Here is a 16,563-nt window from a genome sequence, read left to right as displayed (position 1 = left end):
GCATGGAACATCGTCATCTCGGCCGCTCCGGCCTCCTGATCAGCGAGATCGCCTACGGCAACTGGATCACCCACGGCTCACAGGTCGAGGAGGAGGCCGCCGCCGCGTGCGTGCGGGCCGCCCTCGACCTCGGCATCACGACGTTCGACACGGCCGACACCTACGCCGGCACCCGCGCCGAAGAGGTGCTCGGCCGGGCGCTGAAGGGTGAGCGCCGCGAGGGCCTGGAGATCCTCACCAAGGTGTTCTGGCCGACCGGCCCGGGTCCCAACGACCGCGGCCTGTCCCGCAAGCACATCTACGAGTCCATCCACGGCTCGCTGCGCCGGCTGCAGACCGACTACGTCGACGTCTACCAGGCCCACCGGTACGACTACGCGACGCCGCTCGAGGAGACGATGCAGACGTTCGCCGACATCGTGCACTCGGGCAAGGCCCTGTACCTGGGCGTCTCCGAGTGGACGGCGTCGGAGATCCGGGCCGGCTGGGAGCTCGCCCAGGACCTGAAGATCCAGCTGGTGTCGAACCAGCCGCAGTACTCGATGCTGTGGCGGGTGATCGAGGCCGAGGTGGTGCCGACGTCGATCGAGCTGGGCATCGGCCAGCTGGTCTTCTCGCCGATCGCGCAGGGCGTGCTCACCGGCAAGTACGAGCCGGGCAAGCAGCCGCCGGCCGGGTCCCGGGCCACCGACGACAAGTCCGGCGCGACCATGATCTCGCGCCTGATGTCCGACGAGGTGCTGACCACCGTGCAGGGCCTCAAGCCGCTCGCCGAGCAGGCCGGCCTGACGATGGCCCAGCTGGCCGTGGCGTGGGTGTTGCAGAACCCCAACGTCTCGGCGGCGATCGTCGGCGCGACCCGGCCGGAACAGCTCGAGGACAACGTCAAGGCGTCCGGCGTGAAGCTCGACGACGACCTGCTCAAGGCGATCGACCAGGTGATCCAGCCGATCGCCGAGTTCGACCCGGCCAAGACGGTCAGCCCGCCGAAGCGTCCCTAGAACCAGTCCGACCAGAAGCGCATCAGATTGAACCCCTCGCCGGCCAGCGCCGGTGAGATCCCGATGGCTTCGGCGACCCAGTAGACGAAGGTGAAGAACCACACGTTGATCCGGGACTGCCAGAGCAGCACGAAGAGCAGCATGAAGCCGTACGGGGCGAAGAGGTTGTAGGCCCGCTGATAGGGCGGGCTCAGCCACGGCTGCAGGATGTTCCCGCCGTCCAGGCCCGGTACGGGGATCAAGTTGAGCACGCTGGCGGTGATCTGCAGCACCGCCAGCAGTGCCAGAGCTTCCCAGAAGGCCAGGTGCGGGTTCTCCCCGTACAGCACGTTGCCCTCCATGTCCGGGCCCAGCCCGGCCAGGAACGGCACCGCCAGCACCAGCGCGAACAGCACGTTGGTGAGCGGGCCGGCCGCGCTGATCAGGGACAGCTTGGTCTTGCTGCCGATGTGGTCGTGGTTCACCCAGACCGCGCCGCCGGGCAGGCCGATGCCGCCGAGGACCACGGCCACGATCGGCAGCACGATGGACAGCAGCGGGTGGGTGTACTTCAGCGGGTTGAGGCGCAGGTATCCGCGCTCGGCCACCTCGTGGTCGCCGGAGAAGAAGGCGACGATCGCGTGTGCGTACTCGTGCAGGCACAGCGACAGCAGCCAGCCGCAGATCACCATCAGGAAGACGTCGACCTTGACGTTTCCGAAGCCGGTCCAGGTCATCCAGCCGCTGACCACGGTCAGGGCGAGGATGCCGACGAAGACCGGGCTGGGTACGAACGCGTTCCGCGGCGTCTGCCGGGCCGCCTGAAAACCGGTCATTCGCTCGGCAGCAGGCTCATGTCGTAGTCGACCCGGTCGTCCTCGACCAGCACGACCTTGGTGACCCCGGCGGCGGCCAGCTCACGCCAGGCCTGGCCGATCCAGGACTCGGCGTCGGCCTGGCTGCTGAACGTCTCGGCCGGACCGGCCACCGGTCGCCCGTCGACGCCCTCGTACCGCCAACTCCACGGCATGCGCCGCCCCCTTTGTTCTATTCCTTGCACGGCGCCTCCACCCTACGGCGTCGCTCTGTGCGCCAGCGCTGGGCCAAGTCTCAAATTCGCCTCGCGAAGCACCGCCTCGCGATCGAATTTGAGACAAGGCCTAAGGTACGGGTCATGTCCGTTGATCGGTGGAACACCGCGCTGGTGCTCGGGGGCATCCGTTCCGGCAAGTCCGCGTTCGCCGAGGAGCTGGTGGCCGACGCGGCGTCGGTGCACTACGTCGCGACCGCGGTGGGCGCTGAGGACGACCCGGAGTGGATGGGCCGCATCGAGGCCCATCAGCGGCGCCGCCCGCAGACCTGGTCCACCGAGGAGACCGGCGGCGAGCCGGCCCGGCTGGCGGCCGTGCTCGCCGAGGCCAAGCCGGACGACACGCTGCTGATCGACGACCTGGGCGGCTGGGTGGCGACACTGCTCGACCCGGCCAATCAGCCGCAGAACGACGTGGCGATGGTGGCCGCGCTCGCCGACGCGCTGCGCGCGTGCGCGGGGCGGGTGGTGCTGGTGAGCCCCGAGGTGGGGCTGTCGCTGGTTCCGGCCACGCCGGTCGGTCGCGCTTTCGCTGACGCGCTGGGTACGACGAACCAGGCGCTCGCCTCGGTGGTCGACCGGGTGGCTCTGGTCGTGGCCGGTCAGCACACCTGGATCAAGGCGGCGGCCGTAAACCCGCGCCCGGCGCAGAAGGTCGTGGCGCCCGCTCCAGTGCCGGCCGAAACCCAGCCCGCGCTGCTCGTTTCGTCCGACTCGCCGGAAGAATCGGACGACGTCGTCTTCGAGCCGGGCATGGACCTCCCGATGCCCGACCAGGACACCGGTCCCGACGCGCACGACCGCCTGGCCACCCTCGACCTCACCGGCGCCGGGCTCGGCTCGCTCGGCGAGGCGATCGAGTTCGCCGCCGCCACCCAGTCGACCGTGACCCCGCAGCCCTGGTCCGCGGTCCGCGTCCTGCTGCTCACGGGCACGCATGCCGGCGGCGCGGGCGCGGGCTCCGACCCGGCCGACGCCGCGCGCCGGATCGCCGACGCCGAGGCGGGCGCCGGTCCGCTGATCCGGCTGGCCGGGCAGGTCGGCGCCGACGTGGCGGTGGTCCGCGCGGCCGATTCCGGGGCCATGGAGGACGGCCCGGTGCTGGACGCCGAGGCGGTCGAGGCGGCCCTGCGGCACGGCTGGCAGCTCGCCGGGGCGGCCCGCGCGGACGGCCGGGACGCCCTGGTCATCGCCGCGTACGGCACGGGCGCCGAGGCGGCCGCGACCGCGGTGCTGTCGGCCACCACGGGCGCCGAGCCGGTGGCCGTGCTGCCGCGGGTGCTGGCGCCGGGCGGAACCTACGACGACAACGCCTGGATGGTGCGCTGTGCCGCGGTGCGGGACGCGCTGCACCGGATCCGGCAGGAGTCCCGCGGCGCGCTGGACATCCTCGCCCAGGTCGGTGGCGCGGACGTGGCCGTGGCGACCGGCGCGCTGCTCGGTGCGGCGGCCCAGCGGCTGCCGGTGCTGCTGGACGGCCCGGTGGGCATCGCGGCCGGCCTGGTCGCCCGCGACCTGGGCAGTCAGGTGCGGCACTGGTGCCTGCTGCCCGACGCGGGCACGTCCGAGCTGGTCAAGCAGGGCGCCGACGTGCTCGGGCTGACGCCGGTGACCCAGCTCGGGCTCGACCTTGGCGAGGGGCTGAACGCGCTGACCGCGCTGCCGGTGCTGCGTACCGCGATCGGCCTGGCCTCCTCGTTGCCGGCCCACCCCGCGCTGGGCGAAGACGCTCCGGACGATTGAACGGCCTCCGCCTGGCACTGACCACGCTGACCGTGCTGCCGCTGCGGGCGGGCCGGGTCGATCGCCGGGCGGCGCGGACGGCGATGAGCGTGGCGCCGCTGGTCGGCCTGCTGCTGGGCGCGGTCCTGGCCGGCCTGTTGTGGCTGCTGGACAGCGCTCCCCCGCTGGTGGCCGGCGGCGTGACCGTGGCCGTGGCGGTGCTGCTGACCCGCGGCCTGCACCTGGACGGGCTGGCCGACACGGTGGACGCGCTCGGCTCCTACCGCCGTGGCGCCGACGCCCTGGACATCATGAAAAAGCCGGACATCGGGCCGTTCGGGGTGGCCGCGGTCGCGCTGACCCTGCTCGTTCAGGCCGCCGCCCTGACCCCGGTGGCCGCCGTGGTGGCCTGGACCGCCGGCCGCGCCGCCCTGCCGCTGGCCTGCCGCCGCGGCGTCCCACCGGCCCGTCCGGACGGCCTGGGTGCGATGGTCGCGGGCACGGTCCCGGCGCCGCTGGCCGTGGGCATCGCGATCGCCGTCGCCGGCGCGGCCTGGTGGGCGGTGCCGGGCCGGCCGTGGCAGGGCCCGGCCGCCGTCGCCGCCGCCCTGCTCGTCGTGGTCCTTCTTCTCAGGCATGCGGTACGCCGCTTCGGCGGCATCACCGGTGACGTCCTCGGCGCCTGCGTCGAGCTGGCCACCACGGTCACGCTGGTCGGGCTGGCCCTGTGAAGCTCCCTACCAGGGGACGACGGCGTAGTTCTTGAGCAGCACACCGTGCATCGGGGCGCCGGCCTCGCCGCTGACGATCGGGTGGTAGATGCGGGCGGCCGCGTCGACGACGTCCAGCGGCGGGCGCCAGCCGGTGGCCTCGCGGCGGGCCTTCCGCTCGGCCGGGTTCTCGTCGGTGATCCAGCCGGTGTCGACGCCGCACATGTAGACCAGGTCGCGGGCCAGGTCGGCCGCGCCGGCCCGGGTCAGCATGTTCAGGCCGGCCTTGCTGACCGAGGTGTGCGGGTGCCGGTACGGGCCGGGGTCGCCGGCGCCCAGCCAGCCCTCGCGGCCGGTCACGTTCACCACGTACCGCCGGGTGGTGCCGGGCGCGGTCAGCACCGGGCGGAGCCGGTCGACGAGCAGGAACGGCGCCACCACGTTGACCAGTTGCACCTCCAGCAGCTCGACCGGGTCGATCTCGCCGAGCCGGGCGCTCCAGGAGTTGTGGGCGCCGCCGACGGCCAGCGCGCCGATGGCGTCGGTGACCGCCGCGAGCTCGGAGCCGGCCGTCTCCAGCGCGGCGCTCCACTCCGGCGGTGCGGCCCCCGGCCGGTAGCCGGCCACCGTCTCGACCGCCTTCCCGGCCAGCAGTTCCGCCGCGACCAGCGGCTGATAGGCCCAGTCCGGCCGCCGTACGGTCTGCGCCGCGTTGTTGACCAGGATGTCCAGGGTCCGGCCGCCGTCGGACAGCCGCTGGGCCAGATCCAGCACCTGGCGCGGGTCGCGCAGGTCGGCGCCGATGATCCGCGGCGACGAGGACCAGCCGGTGGCGTCCGGCTCCCGCTCGAACCGCCGGGTGGCGTCGGCCGGGAACCGGGTCACCACCGTCACCTCGGCGCCGTCGCGCAGCAGCTTCAGGGCCACCTGGTAGCCGATCTTGACCCGGCCGCCGGTCACCACGGCGCGGCGGCCGGTCAGGTCGGTGCGGGCGTCGCGATGCTCGCGGTGCGCGCCGGCGCAGGCCGGGCAGAGCGCGTGATAGAACGCGTCGACCTCCCGGAACCGCCCGCGGCAGATGTAGCAGCGGCGCTCGCGGCGGGTCCGGCCGGCGGCGTCGGTCCCCACGCCGTCGACGGGTACGACCGGCACGCCCTCAGCGCGGTCCGGCGCGCCCGTGGCCGCGGTCGAGACCACGGCCCGGTCGCCGGCCGCGGTCCGCCGCCGGCGGTCGGCCCGGCGCCGCTTCTGGGCGTCCTTGACCAATCCGTCGACCGCGCGCTGCACCCGGAGCCGGACCGGGTCGTCGGCCGGGAGCGCCCGGACCTCACCGAGCACCCGCAGCGCCGCCTCGACCTCGTCGCCGTTCATCGCCTTCTCCCGAGCTGAGCAGGGCCGTGGAAGGGTGGCCGGGCCGGACTCGAACCGGCGTCCTCCGCATGAGCAGTGCGGCGCGTCAACCTCTGCGCTACCGGCCACACGACGAGCGGGTGGGACCAGACCGGACTCGAACCGGAATCCTCCGCACTGCGACTGCGGCGCGACTACCTCTGCGCTACAGGTCCCACCCTGCGCGGGATCGTACCGAGACCGATCAGTTCGGGGCGATCACATTAACCGAGCTTGCCGGCGGTGAGGCGGAGGGTGTAACCGTCCGGCGAGGACTCCGCCGTGACGTGGTTGCACGACTGGTGGACGATCCACAGCCCGCGCCCGCCGGTGGCCCGGTCGGTCGCCGGCATCATCCCGGCGAACGGGTCGGCCGGGCCGGCGCCGGCGTCGCTGATGGCGACCACCATGCGGCCCTGGCCCGTCCAGACCCGCGTCCGGACCGGCTGGACGCCGTGCACCATCGCGTTGGTCACCGCCTCGCTCACGGCCACGACCAGGTCGTCCAGGTCGTTGTCGTCGAGCACGCCGGCATTGGCGGCGCGGATCGCGGCCCGGGCCGCCGCCGGGGTGGGCGCGGCGAGGTCGACGATCGGCCGGCCCGCCTGGAGCGGGTCGGGCGTCACCGGGCGCGGCTCGCTCAGGTAGGTGACCGGGTCGAGGTAGGCCGGGCTCGGCGGGTGGGTGCCGTCCGGCCGGGCGGTCCGGGGGTGGGTGCGGGCGACCTCCACCAGCATGTGCTCGGGGGTGGTGCGCCGGTCGTAGGTGCAGATGCTCCACAACGGGAAGTCGTTGTACGCGTGGTTGATCGCCGACTCGTAGCGGGCCCACCAGTCCCAGCCGGCACCGGCCGCGGCCATCGGCACCTCGCCGACGATCCGGATCTGTCGCGCCCCCGCCCGCACCCGGTCGGCCAGCAGCCGCCGGTAGGAGTGGATGGCCGTGGCGGGCCGGGCGTAGACGGCACCGCCGGCCAGGAACTCGACGCCGGAGCCGGCGGGCAGGGCCGAGCGGATCAGGCCGGTCCTCCGCTCGTTCAGCGTCACCATGGACGGCTCACCGGCGGCGCGGCCCTCCATCAGGAACGGCACGGTCACGGCCACCAGTTCCTCGTCCGAGGCGTAGCACAGGGACTCGTGGAAGTAGCCCTCGTGGCCGGTCGCGGCGCCGGTTCTCATCGGGCCGCCTCGCTGCTCACCCGGCCAGCATAGAACGCGGCCCGCCGCCGCTATCGCACCGAAGGGTCGACGAACGGCGGCTTGACCAGCGTGGCCTCGGCGCGGCGGCCGCGAATGTCGACCTCGACCAGGTCGCCCTCGGCCAGCCCGGCGGACGTGTCGATCAGGGCCAGCGCGATGCCCACCTTCTTCGTCGGCGAGAACGTGCCGCTGGTGGTCTCGCCGACCGCGCCGTCACCGGCGTACACGGTCATGTGGCCCCGCGGGATGCCCCGGCCGGTCAGCTGAAGTCCGCGCAGGACCCGCCGCGGACCCTCGGTCTTCTCCCGGATCAGCGCCTCGCGGCCCCAGAACTCGGGCTTCTTCCAGCCGACGGCCCAGCCGGCCCGGGCCTGCACCGGGCTGATGTCCAGGGTCAGCTCCTGGCCGTGCAGCGGATAGCCCATCTCCGTACGCAAGGTGTCGCGCGCGCCCAGACCGGACGGCCGGACCCCCGCCTCGACCAGCCGGTCCCACAGCCCGCCGGCGTCGTCCCACGGCACCACCAGCTCGTAGCCCAGCTCGCCGGTGTAGCCAGTGCGGCACACCACGATCTCGTTCTCGGCGCTGAACGACATGTACTCGTGGCCGGTGGGCAGGCCGAGCGCGCGCACCGCGGCCTCGGACGAGGGCCCCTGCACGGCCAGGATCGCGTAACCGGTGTGCTCGTCGGTGACCGTGACGCCCTCGGGGGCGGCCGCCGCGAGCCGGGCGACCACCTCGGCCGTGTTCGCCGCGTTCGGGATCAGGAAGACGTCGTCGTCGCCGAACAGGTAGGCGATCAGATCGTCGACCACGCCGCCGGAGGAGTCGCAGCACATCGTGTACTGCGCCTGGCCGGGCTTGACGCGGCCCAGGTCGTTGGTCAGGCAGCGGTTGACGAACGCCGCGGCGCCCGGCCCGGCCACCCGCGCCTTGCCCAGGTGGGACACATCGAAGACCCCGGCCTGGGTACGGACGGCCGTGTGCTCCTTGATGACGCCGCCACCGGCGTACTCCAGCGGCATCTCCCAGCCACCGAATTCCGCGAGTTTCGCGCCGAGCTGGAGGTGTCGATCGTGTAGTGGTGAGCGCTGGAGCATGGAGTCAACTTACCCGTGATCAGAGTGCCCGTTATTGTCGCCTGGTACCCCCTTGCGCCCGGCCGCACCGTGCCGGGCGTCGCCAGCGCCGGCGCCGCCCACAGGCGACACCGGCTCCCGACTTTCCGGAGAGCCCGCGTGACCCTGCCCCGCCTCAGCCTGGTCGACACCGATCCCGCTGAACTCGCCGTCGACGCCATCGTGATCGGCCTGCACAGCCAGCCCGACGAGGGCGGCGCGCTGCTGCCCGCGGCCGGTGCCGAGAGCATCGCGGCCGCGTTCGACGGCAAGCTGACCGCGACGCTGGCCCTGCTCGGCGCGACCGGCTCGCCGGGCGAGGTGACCAAGCTGGCCACCCTGGGCACGGTCACGGCGCCGCTGGTGGTGGCGGTCGGCCTGGGCGACGAGCCGACCGGTTCAGCGCCGGCCACCGAGACCCTTCGCCGGGGTACGGGCGCCGCCGTGCGCGCGCTGGCCGGCAGCGAGACGGTCGCGCTGGCCCTGCCGCTGCCCGACGACGCGGACGCGCCCGGTGTGCTGCGGGCGATCCTGGAAGGCGCGCTGCTCGGGTCGTACCGGTTCGCCGGCTACAAGACCAAGCCGCAGCCGGGCCGCCGGGAGCCGATCGCCGCGCTCCAGGTGCACGTGCCCGACGCCGCCGACGAGGCGGCCCGGGCCGAGGTGACGCGGGCCGGGACGGTGGCCGGTGCGGTCCGCCTGACCCGTGACTGGGTGAACACCTCGCCCAACAACCTGCGCCCGCCGGCGTTCGCCGACGCGGTGGTGGCCGCGGCCGAGGGCACCGGGCTCGAGGTCGAGGTGCTCGACCTCGAGCAGCTCCAGGCCGGTGGGTACGGCGGGATCGTCGCGGTCGGCCAGGGCTCGTCGGCCGGTCCCCGCCTGGTCAAGCTCAGCTACACCCCGGCCGGGGTGACCGACCCGAAGCGGGTGGCGCTGGTCGGCAAGGGCATCACCTTCGACACCGGCGGCATCAGCATCAAGCCCGCGGCCGGGATGTGGGAGATGAAGTCGGACATGGCCGGGGCGGCCGCGGTCGGCGCGGCGATGCTGGCGGTGGCCGCGCTCAAGCCGGATGTCGCGGTGAGCGGTTACCTGGCCATGGCCGAGAACATGCCGTCGGGTACGGCGTACCGGCCCGGTGACGTCATCACCATGTTCAACGGCAAGCGGGTCGAGGTGCTGAACACCGACGCCGAGGGCCGCATGGTGCTGGCCGACGCGATCGCCCGGGCCTGCCAGGACGGCGCCGACTACCTGTTCGAGACGTCCACGCTCACCGGCGGGCAGGTGATCTCGCTGGGCAAGCGGATCGCCGGCGTGATGGGCGACCCGGCGACCTGCGAGCGGGTCAAGGCGGCGGGCGAGTCGGTGGGCGAGCCGGCCTGGCCGATGCCGCTGCCGGACGAGGTGCGCAAGGGCATGGAGTCGGAGATCGCCGACATCAGCCAGACGAACAACGCGATGGACCGGGCCGGGCACATGCTCCAGGGCGGCGTGTTCCTGCGCGAGTTCGTGGCCGACGGGGTCGACTGGGCGCACATCGACGTGGCGGGACCGGCCTTCCACTCGGGCGAGCCGACCGGTTACCTGACCAAGGGCGGGACCGGCGTACCCGTACGCACGCTGCTCGCCCTGGTGGAAGATGTCGCCGCCAACGGCTGATCAGCCCTCCGGTCGGGTCTTCTTGCGCGCGTTGTAGTCGCGCATGCGCTGGGGGTAGCCCATCAGCTTCACGTCGTAGATCGGCATGGCGAGCTGGTGGGCGAAGCGACGGGCCGACTCGGGCGACTCGACGCGGCGACGGGTCCACTCGCCGTCGTGTGCCACGAGCAACAACGTGGTCTCGGTCACCGTGGTGCGCGGCTCGATGAAGCCCTCGACACCCCGGCGGGAACGGACAAACTCCGCAAGGTGCTCCAGACCGGCACGATCAGCACCACGATCGGCCGTACGACCCGACTCCCTGCGCCGGCGGAACCAGGCCACCGAGCCCTCCTCACGTTTATTTCGCGCAAGCGTACTTGGCCGGGGCATGTCGTCGGGTCCCTGAGTGCATCGACCGGTTCCACAAGTGACAAGATGGCCAGGACGACTGTGACCGTTTCGCTTGTGTGACCCGCGGCGGAACGATGCAAAGGGAGTTGACCGTGAGCCAGCCGAACGGCGGAACATTCGACATCGTGATCCTCGGGGCGGGCAGCGGTGGATACGCCGCCGCGCTCCGCGCCGCCGAGCTTGATCTGTCGGTGGCGCTGATCGACAAGGCCGAGCTGGGCGGCACGTGCCTGCACCGCGGCTGCATCCCGACCAAGGCGCTGCTGCACGCCGCCGAGATCGCCGACCAGACCCGCGAGAGCGAGCAGTTCGGCGTCAAGGCCGACCTGGTCGGCATCGACATGGCCGGCGTCAACTCGTACAAGGACGGCGTGGTCGCCCGGCTCTTCAAGGGCCTCACCGGGCTGCTCACGGCCAACAAGAAGATCACCGTGGTGCAGGGCGCCGGCAAGCTGGTCGCCAAGGACACCGTCGAGGTCGACGGCAAGCGCTACACCGGCCGCAACGTGATCCTGGCCAGCGGCTCCTACTCGCGCTCGCTGCCCGGCCTCGAGGTCGACGGCAAGCGGGTCATCGCCAGCGAGCACGCGCTCAAGCTCGACCGGGTGCCGAGCTCCGCGATCGTGCTGGGCGGCGGCGTGATCGGCGTCGAGTTCGCCAGCGTGTGGAAGTCCTTCGGCGCCGACGTGACCATCCTCGAGGCGCTTCCCCGGCTGGTGGCCGCGGAGGACGAGGAGATCTCCAAGACGCTCGAGCGCGCGTTCCGCAAGCGGAAGATCAACTTCAAGGTCGGCAAGCCGTTCGAGAAGGTCGAGCACACCGAGAACGGCGTCCGCGCGACGATCCAGGGCGGCGAGACGGTCGAGGCCGAGGTGCTGCTGGTCGCGGTCGGCCGCGGCCCGACGACCAAGGACCTGGGGTACGAGGAACAGGGCGTCACCCTCGACCGCGGCTTCGTGATCACCAACGAGCGCCTGCACACCGGCGTCGGCAACATCTACGCGGTCGGCGACATCGTCCCCGGCCTCCAGCTCGCCCACCGCGGCTTCGCACAGGGCATCTTCGTGGCCGAGGAGATCGCCGGCCTCAACCCGCCGGCCATCGACGAGAAGGGCATCCCGCGGGTCACCTACTGCGACCCCGAGATCGCCTCCGTCGGCATCACCGAGACCCAGGCCAAGGAGAAGTACGGCGCCGACAAGGTGAAGACGTACAACTACAACCTGGGTGGCAACGGCAAGAGCCAGATCCTCAAGACCGCGGGCTTCGTCAAGCTCGTCCGGGTCGAGGACGGGCCGGTCGTCGGCGTACACATGATCGGCGCGCGGATGGGCGAGCAGGTCGGCGAGGCCCAGCTGATCTACAACTGGGAGGCATTCCCGGAAGAGGTCGCCCAGCTCGTCCACGCTCACCCGACGCAGAACGAGGCGCTCGGCGAGGCCCACCTCGCGCTCGCCGGCAAGCCCCTGCACGCACACGCCTGATTTCATCCATCCGCACGCACCTGGTTAGGAGTTCGAGAACATGCCGGTATCGGTCACCATGCCGCGGCTGGGTGAAAGTGTCACCGAGGGCACCGTCACGCGCTGGCTGAAGCAGGAGGGCGAGCGGGTCGAGGCCGACGAGCCGCTGCTCGAGGTCTCCACCGACAAGGTCGACACCGAGATCCCCTCCCCCGCCGCCGGCGTGCTCACCCGCATCGTGGTCGGCGAGGACGAGACCGCCGACGTCGGCAGCGAGCTGGCCGTGATCTCCGGCGACGGCGAGGAGTCCGGCTCGTCCGAGCCCGCGCCCGCCCAGGAGCAGGCCGACGAGCAGGCCGACGCCGAGCCCGAGCCGGCCGCGCCGAACGAGCCGTCGACCGAGAAGCCGGTCGAGGCCGAGGCGCCCGCACCGCAGACCGCCGCACCGGCCGGTGGTGGCGAGGGCACCGCGGTGAAGATGCCGGCGCTCGGTGAGAGCGTCACCGAGGGCACCGTCACCCGCTGGCTGAAGCAGGTCGGCGACAGCGTCGAGGTCGACGAGCCGCTGCTCGAGGTCTCCACCGACAAGGTCGACACCGAGATCCCGTCGCCGGTGGCCGGCACCGTCATGGAGATCAAGGTCCAGGAGGACGAGACCGCCGACGTCGGCGCCGACCTGGTGATCATCGGCTCCGAGTCGTCGGGCGGCGGCGACTCCGCTCCGGCGCCGTCGCAGCCCGAGCCGGCGAAGGAAGAGCCGAAGCGCGAGGAGCCCAAGCAGCGCGAGGAGCCCAAGCAGGCGCCGGCTCCGCAGCAGGCCGAGGCGCCCAAGGTCGAGTCGAAGCCGGCGCCGCAGGTGGCGTCCTCCGGCGAGTCCTACGCCGACCCGTCTCCCGAGGTCGAGCAAGGCAAGGTCGAGCAGGGCAAGCCGGTGCAGCAGCCGTCGGCCCCGGCCCCCGCACAGGCGTCGGCCAACGGCGGGTCCGGCGACGCCGGGTACGTCACGCCGCTGGTCCGCAAGCTCGCCGCCGAGAAGGGCGTCGACCTGGCCAAGCTGAGCGGCACCGGCGTGGGTGGCCGGATCCGCAAGCAGGACGTGATCGAGGCGGCCGAGAAGGCGGCCGCCGCCGCGGCCAAGCCGGCTCCGGCCGCCGCGCCCGCCGCGACGTCGTCGGCCGCGGCCGCCGCGCCCAAGGCGGCGCCGAGCCCGCTGCGAGGCCGCACCGAGAAGCTGACCCGCACCCGCGCCACGATCGCCCGGCGCATGGTCGAGTCGCTGCAGATCTCGGCGCAGCTCACCACGGTCGTCGAGGTCGACATCACCAAGGTCGCCCAGCTCCGTCAGAAGGCCAAGGCCGACTTCCAGGCCAAGCACGGCGTGAAGCTGACCTTCATGCCGTTCCTGGCGCTGGCCGCGGTCGAGGCGCTCCAGGAGCACCCGGTGGTCAACTCGTCGATCGACCAGGAGGCCGGCACGGTCACCTATCACGACGGCGAACACCTGGGCATCGCGGTCGACACCCCCAAGGGCCTGATCGTCCCGGTCATCCGGGACGCCGGCGACCTCAACCTGGCCGGGCTGTCGAAGCGGATCGCCGACGTGGCCGACCGCACCCGCAACAACAAGATCAGCCCGGACGAGCTGTCCGGCGGCACGTTCACGCTGACCAACACCGGCAGCCGGGGCGCGCTGTTCGACACCCCGATCATCAACCAGCCGCAGGTCGGCATCCTCGGCACCGGCGCGGTGGTGAAGCGGGCCGTTGTCGTCGACGACCCGAACCTGGGCGAGCTGATCGTGCCGCGGTCGATGATCTTCCTGGCCCTGAGCTACGACCACCGGATCGTGGACGGCGCCGACGCCGCCCGCTTCCTGACCACCATGAAGCAGCGCTTGGAAGGCGGCCAGTTCGAAGCTGAACTGTCCTAGATCGTCTCCGCTGAGATGGGCCCCGCGATCGCGCGGGGCCCTTTCAGTTTTGAACCTGTTCGAATCCGGGCATGATGGGGACATGCGGATCCTCATGGCCGGCGCGTCCGGCTTTCTCGGCGTCCCGCTCGCGCGGCGGCTGCGCGAGGCCGGCCACGACGTGACCCGGCTGGTCCGGCGGCCCGCCGAGGCCGCCGACGAGGCGACCTGGCAGCCGTCCCAGGGCCAGCTCGACCCCACCCTGGTGGCCGGGGCCGACGCGGTGATCAACCTGGCCGGCGCCGGTGTCGGCGACAAGCGCTGGACGGCGGCGTACAAGAGCACCATCCGGTCCAGCCGGGTCGAGACCACCGGGACCATCGCGCGGGCGATCAGCCGGCTCCCCGAGGCCGACCGGCCGCGCACGCTGCTCCAGGGCTCGGCCGAGGGCTGGTACGGCGAGACCGGTGACCGTCGCGTGACCGAGGAGTCGCCGGCCGGTCGCGGTTTCCTCGCCGACGTCGTCCGGGTGTGGGAAGCGGCCGCCCGGCCCGCCGAGGACGCCGGCACCCGCGTCACCCTGCTCCGCAGCGGGCTCCCGCTGCATCAGGACGGTGGGCTGCTCAAGCCGATGATGCCGATCTTCCGGGCCGGGCTGGGCGGCCGGCTGGGCAGCGGCAAGCAGTACATGCCCTGGATCGCGCTGGACGACTGGCTGCGTGCCGTCGAGTTCCTGCTGGAACGCGACGACGTCACCGGGCCGGTCAACATCGTCGGGCCCGAGCCGGTCACCAACGCCGAGTTCACCGAGGTGATGGGCCGCGTGCTACATCGGCCGGCGGCGCTGTGGGTGCCCGGGCTCGCGCTCCAGGTCGCGCTGGGCGGCTTCGCCGAGGAGGCGCTGGGCAGCAAACGGGTGATGCCCGGGGTGCTCGGCAAGGCCGGCTTCCAGTGGGTTCACCCGACCATCGAGTCGGCCCTGCGGGTGGCCGTCGGGCAGGCGCCGAGCGCGGCGACATAAGCGGAGGTCCGGGACTGTTAGCTTGTAGCCGATGTCCGTGACCGCCACCGCGCCCGCCGAGTCCTCCGACCCGCCCGCCGAGCCCGCCGCCGCGACCACCGTGCGCCGCCGCTGGCCCGGCCATCTGCTCATGGCCGTGGTGTCGATCACCCTCGCCGCCTACGTGACGCAGGGCCTGTGGGCCGACCCGTACGGCAAGGTGCTCCTGCGCAATGCCGGCGACCAGGCGTTCTTCGAATGGCTGCTGGGGTACGGCTGGTACCTGCTGAGCCACGGCGCCGACCCGTTCTTCACCGACATGATGAACGTGCCGGACGGCGTGAACCTGGCCGCGAACACCTCGATCACGGTCTTCATCGTGGCCATGGCGCCGATCAGCCACTTCCTCGGCCCGCAGGTCAGCTTCGCGGCCATCCTGACCGGCAACCTGGCCGGGGCGGCGTTCGCCTGGTACCTGTTCTTCAACCGCTACGCGACCACCCGCCGGGGTGTGGCCGCGGTGGCCGGCCTGTTCTGCGGGTTCGCGCCCGGCTTCGTGTCGCATGCCAACGGCCACCTGAACTGGTCGGCCGGCTGGGTCGCGCCGCTCGTCCTGTGGTGGGTGCTCAAGCTGCGCCAGCCCGATCGATGGCTGCGCAACGGGCTGGTGCTCGGCCTGCTGGTCGCCTGCGGGTTCTCGATCGCGGCCGAGGGGCTGTTCTTCACGGCGCTGGCCAGCGGGGTCTTCCTGGCGGCGTGGGCGCTGGCGCCGGCCACCCGGGGGGAGGCGCGCGCGGCGCTGCCGACGGTCCTCAAGGGGCTCGGCGTCACCGCGGGCGTGGCCGGAGTGCTCCTCGCGTACCCCCTCTACATGCATTTCGCGGGTCCGCAGAGCTTCTCGGGCACCGGGTTCAACCAGCGGCACTACGTCGAGGACGTGGCGTCCTACCTGAGCTACGCCGAACGCAGTTTCGCCGGGTGGGCCGGGCTGGACAGCGCCTGGCTCGCGCCGAACTCGACCGAGGAGACGTCGTTCTTCGGGCTGCCGCTGATCGTCCTGATCATCTCGGGACTGGTCACGCTGTGGAAGCGGGCCGACCCGGGGCGTCGAGCCACGCTGCGGGCGCTGATCATCGTCGCGATCACGTTCGTGCTGCTGTCGTGGGGGCCGCGGCTGCAGATCTTCGAGATCGAGACGCCGATCCCGCTGCCGTACGCGGCCCTGGCCCACCTGCCGCTCTTCGACTCGGCCCTGCCCGCCCGGTTCGCGCTGGTGCTGGTCGGGGTGTTCGGCATGGTGCTGGCGTTGCTCGGCGACCTGCTGCTGAAGGACAAGACGCTCTCGTCGACGGCGCAGACGGCCTTCGGGGCGGCGTACGCGGTGGCCCTGGTCCCGATCATGCCGATTCCCCTGCTGACCATGGACCGGGCGCCCGAGCCGCAGTTCATCGCCGACGGCACCTGGAAGCGCTACGTGGACGACGGCGCGTCGCTCAGCTCGCTGCCGTTCGCGAGCAACCTGTCGGCCGACGCGCAGCGCTGGCAGGCGTACACGATGGCTCGGGGTGGAAAGCAGTTCCGCATCCCGGACGGCTACTTCCTCGGCCCCGGCGGGCACGACGGCACCGGGCAGATCGGCGCGCGCTGGCACTGGACGGACTGGCTGCTCGCGCGGGCCGGCCGGTACGGCGAGGTTCCGCAGATCACCGAGGCCGACCGGATCCGGGCCCGGGAGGACCTGGCCTACTGGAACATCCAGGGCGTGTTCCTGGCCGACCGGGTGACCGGCGCGGACGGTCCCGAGTTCCGGGCGGCGGTCGAACTCACCGCGCGTGACCTGTTCGGCGAGCCGCAGCGGGTGGACGACGTCCTGTTCTGGCGGATCCGGCCGGGCGTGGACCCGGTCACACCACCGGGCTGACGAC

The 16,563-nt window shown here is 72.4% G+C and carries 14 protein-coding genes and 2 tRNA genes; 8 read left to right on the top strand and 8 right to left on the bottom strand.

Annotated elements, in window-relative coordinates; translation table 11 throughout:
* The first annotated feature begins 2 nt into the window (after positions 1–2).
* Positions 3–1,001, top strand: coding sequence for an aldo/keto reductase family protein (locus tag AB0O15_RS35715; protein WP_364328213.1), 999 nt, complete (start codon positions 3–5; stop codon positions 999–1,001).
* Here the strand turns inward: AB0O15_RS35715 and AB0O15_RS35710 are convergent.
* Both AB0O15_RS35710 and AB0O15_RS35705 read right to left on the bottom strand, forming a co-directional pair.
* Positions 998–1,816, bottom strand: coding sequence for a site-2 protease family protein (locus AB0O15_RS35710; protein ID WP_364328211.1), 819 nt, complete (start codon positions 1,814–1,816; stop codon positions 998–1,000). The two genes, AB0O15_RS35715 and AB0O15_RS35710, sit on opposite strands and share 4 nt — an antisense overlap.
* Entirely contained in the window at positions 1,813–2,010 is a 198-nt protein-coding gene (locus tag AB0O15_RS35705) for a hypothetical protein (protein WP_364328208.1), read from the bottom strand. Before AB0O15_RS35705 ends, AB0O15_RS35710 begins: the two co-directional genes overlap by 4 nt.
* Positions 2,011–2,154: 144 nt before the next feature.
* Here AB0O15_RS35705 and AB0O15_RS35700 point away from each other — a divergent pair, with 144 nt between their 5' ends.
* Together AB0O15_RS35700 and AB0O15_RS35695 are read left to right on the top strand one after the other, a co-directional pair.
* Complete coding sequence (locus tag AB0O15_RS35700) at positions 2,155–3,813, top strand: bifunctional adenosylcobinamide kinase/adenosylcobinamide-phosphate guanylyltransferase (RefSeq protein WP_364328205.1); 1,659 nt, start codon at positions 2,155–2,157, stop codon at positions 3,811–3,813.
* Positions 3,810–4,523, top strand: coding sequence for an adenosylcobinamide-GDP ribazoletransferase (locus AB0O15_RS35695; RefSeq protein ID WP_364328202.1), 714 nt, complete (start codon positions 3,810–3,812; stop codon positions 4,521–4,523). The genes AB0O15_RS35700 and AB0O15_RS35695 overlap by 4 nt, the downstream gene beginning before the upstream one ends.
* Positions 4,524–4,529: 6 nt before the next feature.
* Here the strand turns inward: AB0O15_RS35695 and AB0O15_RS35690 are convergent, their stop codons facing one another.
* The 5 genes from AB0O15_RS35690 to gcvT form a co-directional block, all read right to left on the bottom strand.
* Entirely contained in the window at positions 4,530–5,873 is a 1,344-nt protein-coding gene (locus AB0O15_RS35690) for an SDR family NAD(P)-dependent oxidoreductase (protein ID WP_364328199.1), read from the bottom strand.
* A gap of 34 nt (positions 5,874–5,907) precedes the next feature.
* Positions 5,908–5,980 (bottom strand) — tRNA-Ser (locus AB0O15_RS35685).
* A gap of 13 nt (positions 5,981–5,993) precedes the next feature.
* A tRNA-Ala gene (locus tag AB0O15_RS35680) sits at positions 5,994–6,068 on the bottom strand.
* A 47-nt stretch (positions 6,069–6,115) separates the two neighbouring features.
* A complete protein-coding gene (locus AB0O15_RS35675; protein ID WP_364328196.1) occupies positions 6,116–7,069 on the bottom strand; it encodes an anti-sigma factor RsbA family regulatory protein in 954 nt (317 codons plus the stop codon).
* Between the two features lie 50 nt (positions 7,070–7,119).
* On the bottom strand, positions 7,120–8,190 hold the full coding sequence (gcvT, locus tag AB0O15_RS35670) for a glycine cleavage system aminomethyltransferase GcvT (protein ID WP_364328193.1): 1,071 nt from the start codon (positions 8,188–8,190) through the stop codon (positions 7,120–7,122).
* 138 nt (positions 8,191–8,328) lie between these two features.
* On the opposite strand from gcvT, the gene AB0O15_RS35665 reads away from it, so the two are divergent.
* Positions 8,329–9,873, top strand: a complete 1,545-nt coding sequence (locus tag AB0O15_RS35665) for a leucyl aminopeptidase (RefSeq protein ID WP_364328190.1) — start codon at positions 8,329–8,331, stop codon at positions 9,871–9,873.
* On the opposite strand, the gene AB0O15_RS35660 is transcribed toward AB0O15_RS35665, so the two are convergent.
* Positions 9,874–10,197 carry a hypothetical protein gene (locus AB0O15_RS35660; protein WP_364328187.1) on the bottom strand — a complete coding sequence of 108 codons (324 nt, stop codon included), beginning with the start codon at positions 10,195–10,197 and terminating at the stop codon, positions 9,874–9,876.
* A 143-nt stretch (positions 10,198–10,340) separates the two neighbouring features.
* On the opposite strand from AB0O15_RS35660, the gene lpdA reads away from it, so the two are divergent.
* From lpdA to AB0O15_RS35640, 4 genes are all read left to right on the top strand, one after another.
* Entirely contained in the window at positions 10,341–11,750 is a 1,410-nt protein-coding gene (lpdA, locus tag AB0O15_RS35655; RefSeq protein WP_364328184.1) for a dihydrolipoyl dehydrogenase, read from the top strand.
* 40 nt (positions 11,751–11,790) lie between these two features.
* Positions 11,791–13,659 carry a 2-oxoglutarate dehydrogenase, E2 component, dihydrolipoamide succinyltransferase gene (gene sucB / locus AB0O15_RS35650; protein WP_364328181.1) on the top strand — a complete coding sequence of 623 codons (1,869 nt, stop codon included), beginning with the start codon at positions 11,791–11,793 and terminating at the stop codon, positions 13,657–13,659.
* Positions 13,660–13,741: 82 nt separating this feature from the next.
* Positions 13,742–14,659 (top strand): TIGR01777 family oxidoreductase, encoded by a 918-nt coding sequence (locus AB0O15_RS35645; RefSeq protein WP_364328178.1) that lies wholly within the window; start codon positions 13,742–13,744, stop codon positions 14,657–14,659.
* Between the two features lie 31 nt (positions 14,660–14,690).
* Positions 14,691–16,559, top strand: a complete 1,869-nt coding sequence (locus AB0O15_RS35640; RefSeq protein ID WP_364328176.1) for a DUF2079 domain-containing protein — start codon at positions 14,691–14,693, stop codon at positions 16,557–16,559.
* The last annotated feature ends 4 nt before the right edge of the window (positions 16,560–16,563 follow it).

Origin of the sequence: Actinoplanes sp. NPDC089786, from assembly GCF_040684855.1 — a bacterium.
Taxonomy (GTDB): Bacteria; Actinomycetota; Actinomycetes; order Mycobacteriales; family Micromonosporaceae; genus Actinoplanes.
Note: the sequence above shows the minus strand (reverse complement) of the source record. Positions and strands in the feature narration are given on the sequence as shown.

Excerpts from the sequence above, each read along its gene's own strand:
- lpdA (WP_364328184.1), top strand. The coding sequence starts at position 10,341 with ATGCAAAGGGAGTTGACCGTGAGCCAGCCGAACGGCGGAACATTCGAC.
- AB0O15_RS35715 (WP_364328213.1), top strand. The coding sequence starts at position 3 with ATGGAACATCGTCATCTCGGCCGCTCCGGCCTCCTGATCAGCGAGATC.
- AB0O15_RS35700 (WP_364328205.1), top strand. The coding sequence starts at position 2,155 with ATGTCCGTTGATCGGTGGAACACCGCGCTGGTGCTCGGGGGCATCCGT.
- AB0O15_RS35675 (WP_364328196.1), bottom strand. The coding sequence starts at position 7,069 with ATGAGAACCGGCGCCGCGACCGGCCACGAGGGCTACTTCCACGAGTCC.
- AB0O15_RS35705 (WP_364328208.1), bottom strand. The coding sequence starts at position 2,010 with ATGCCGTGGAGTTGGCGGTACGAGGGCGTCGACGGGCGACCGGTGGCC.
- sucB (WP_364328181.1), top strand. The coding sequence starts at position 11,791 with ATGCCGGTATCGGTCACCATGCCGCGGCTGGGTGAAAGTGTCACCGAG.
- AB0O15_RS35690 (WP_364328199.1), bottom strand. The coding sequence starts at position 5,873 with ATGAACGGCGACGAGGTCGAGGCGGCGCTGCGGGTGCTCGGTGAGGTC.
- AB0O15_RS35640 (WP_364328176.1), top strand. The coding sequence starts at position 14,691 with ATGTCCGTGACCGCCACCGCGCCCGCCGAGTCCTCCGACCCGCCCGCC.
- AB0O15_RS35645 (WP_364328178.1), top strand. The coding sequence starts at position 13,742 with ATGCGGATCCTCATGGCCGGCGCGTCCGGCTTTCTCGGCGTCCCGCTC.
- AB0O15_RS35710 (WP_364328211.1), bottom strand. The coding sequence starts at position 1,816 with ATGACCGGTTTTCAGGCGGCCCGGCAGACGCCGCGGAACGCGTTCGTA.
- gcvT (WP_364328193.1), bottom strand. The coding sequence starts at position 8,190 with ATGCTCCAGCGCTCACCACTACACGATCGACACCTCCAGCTCGGCGCG.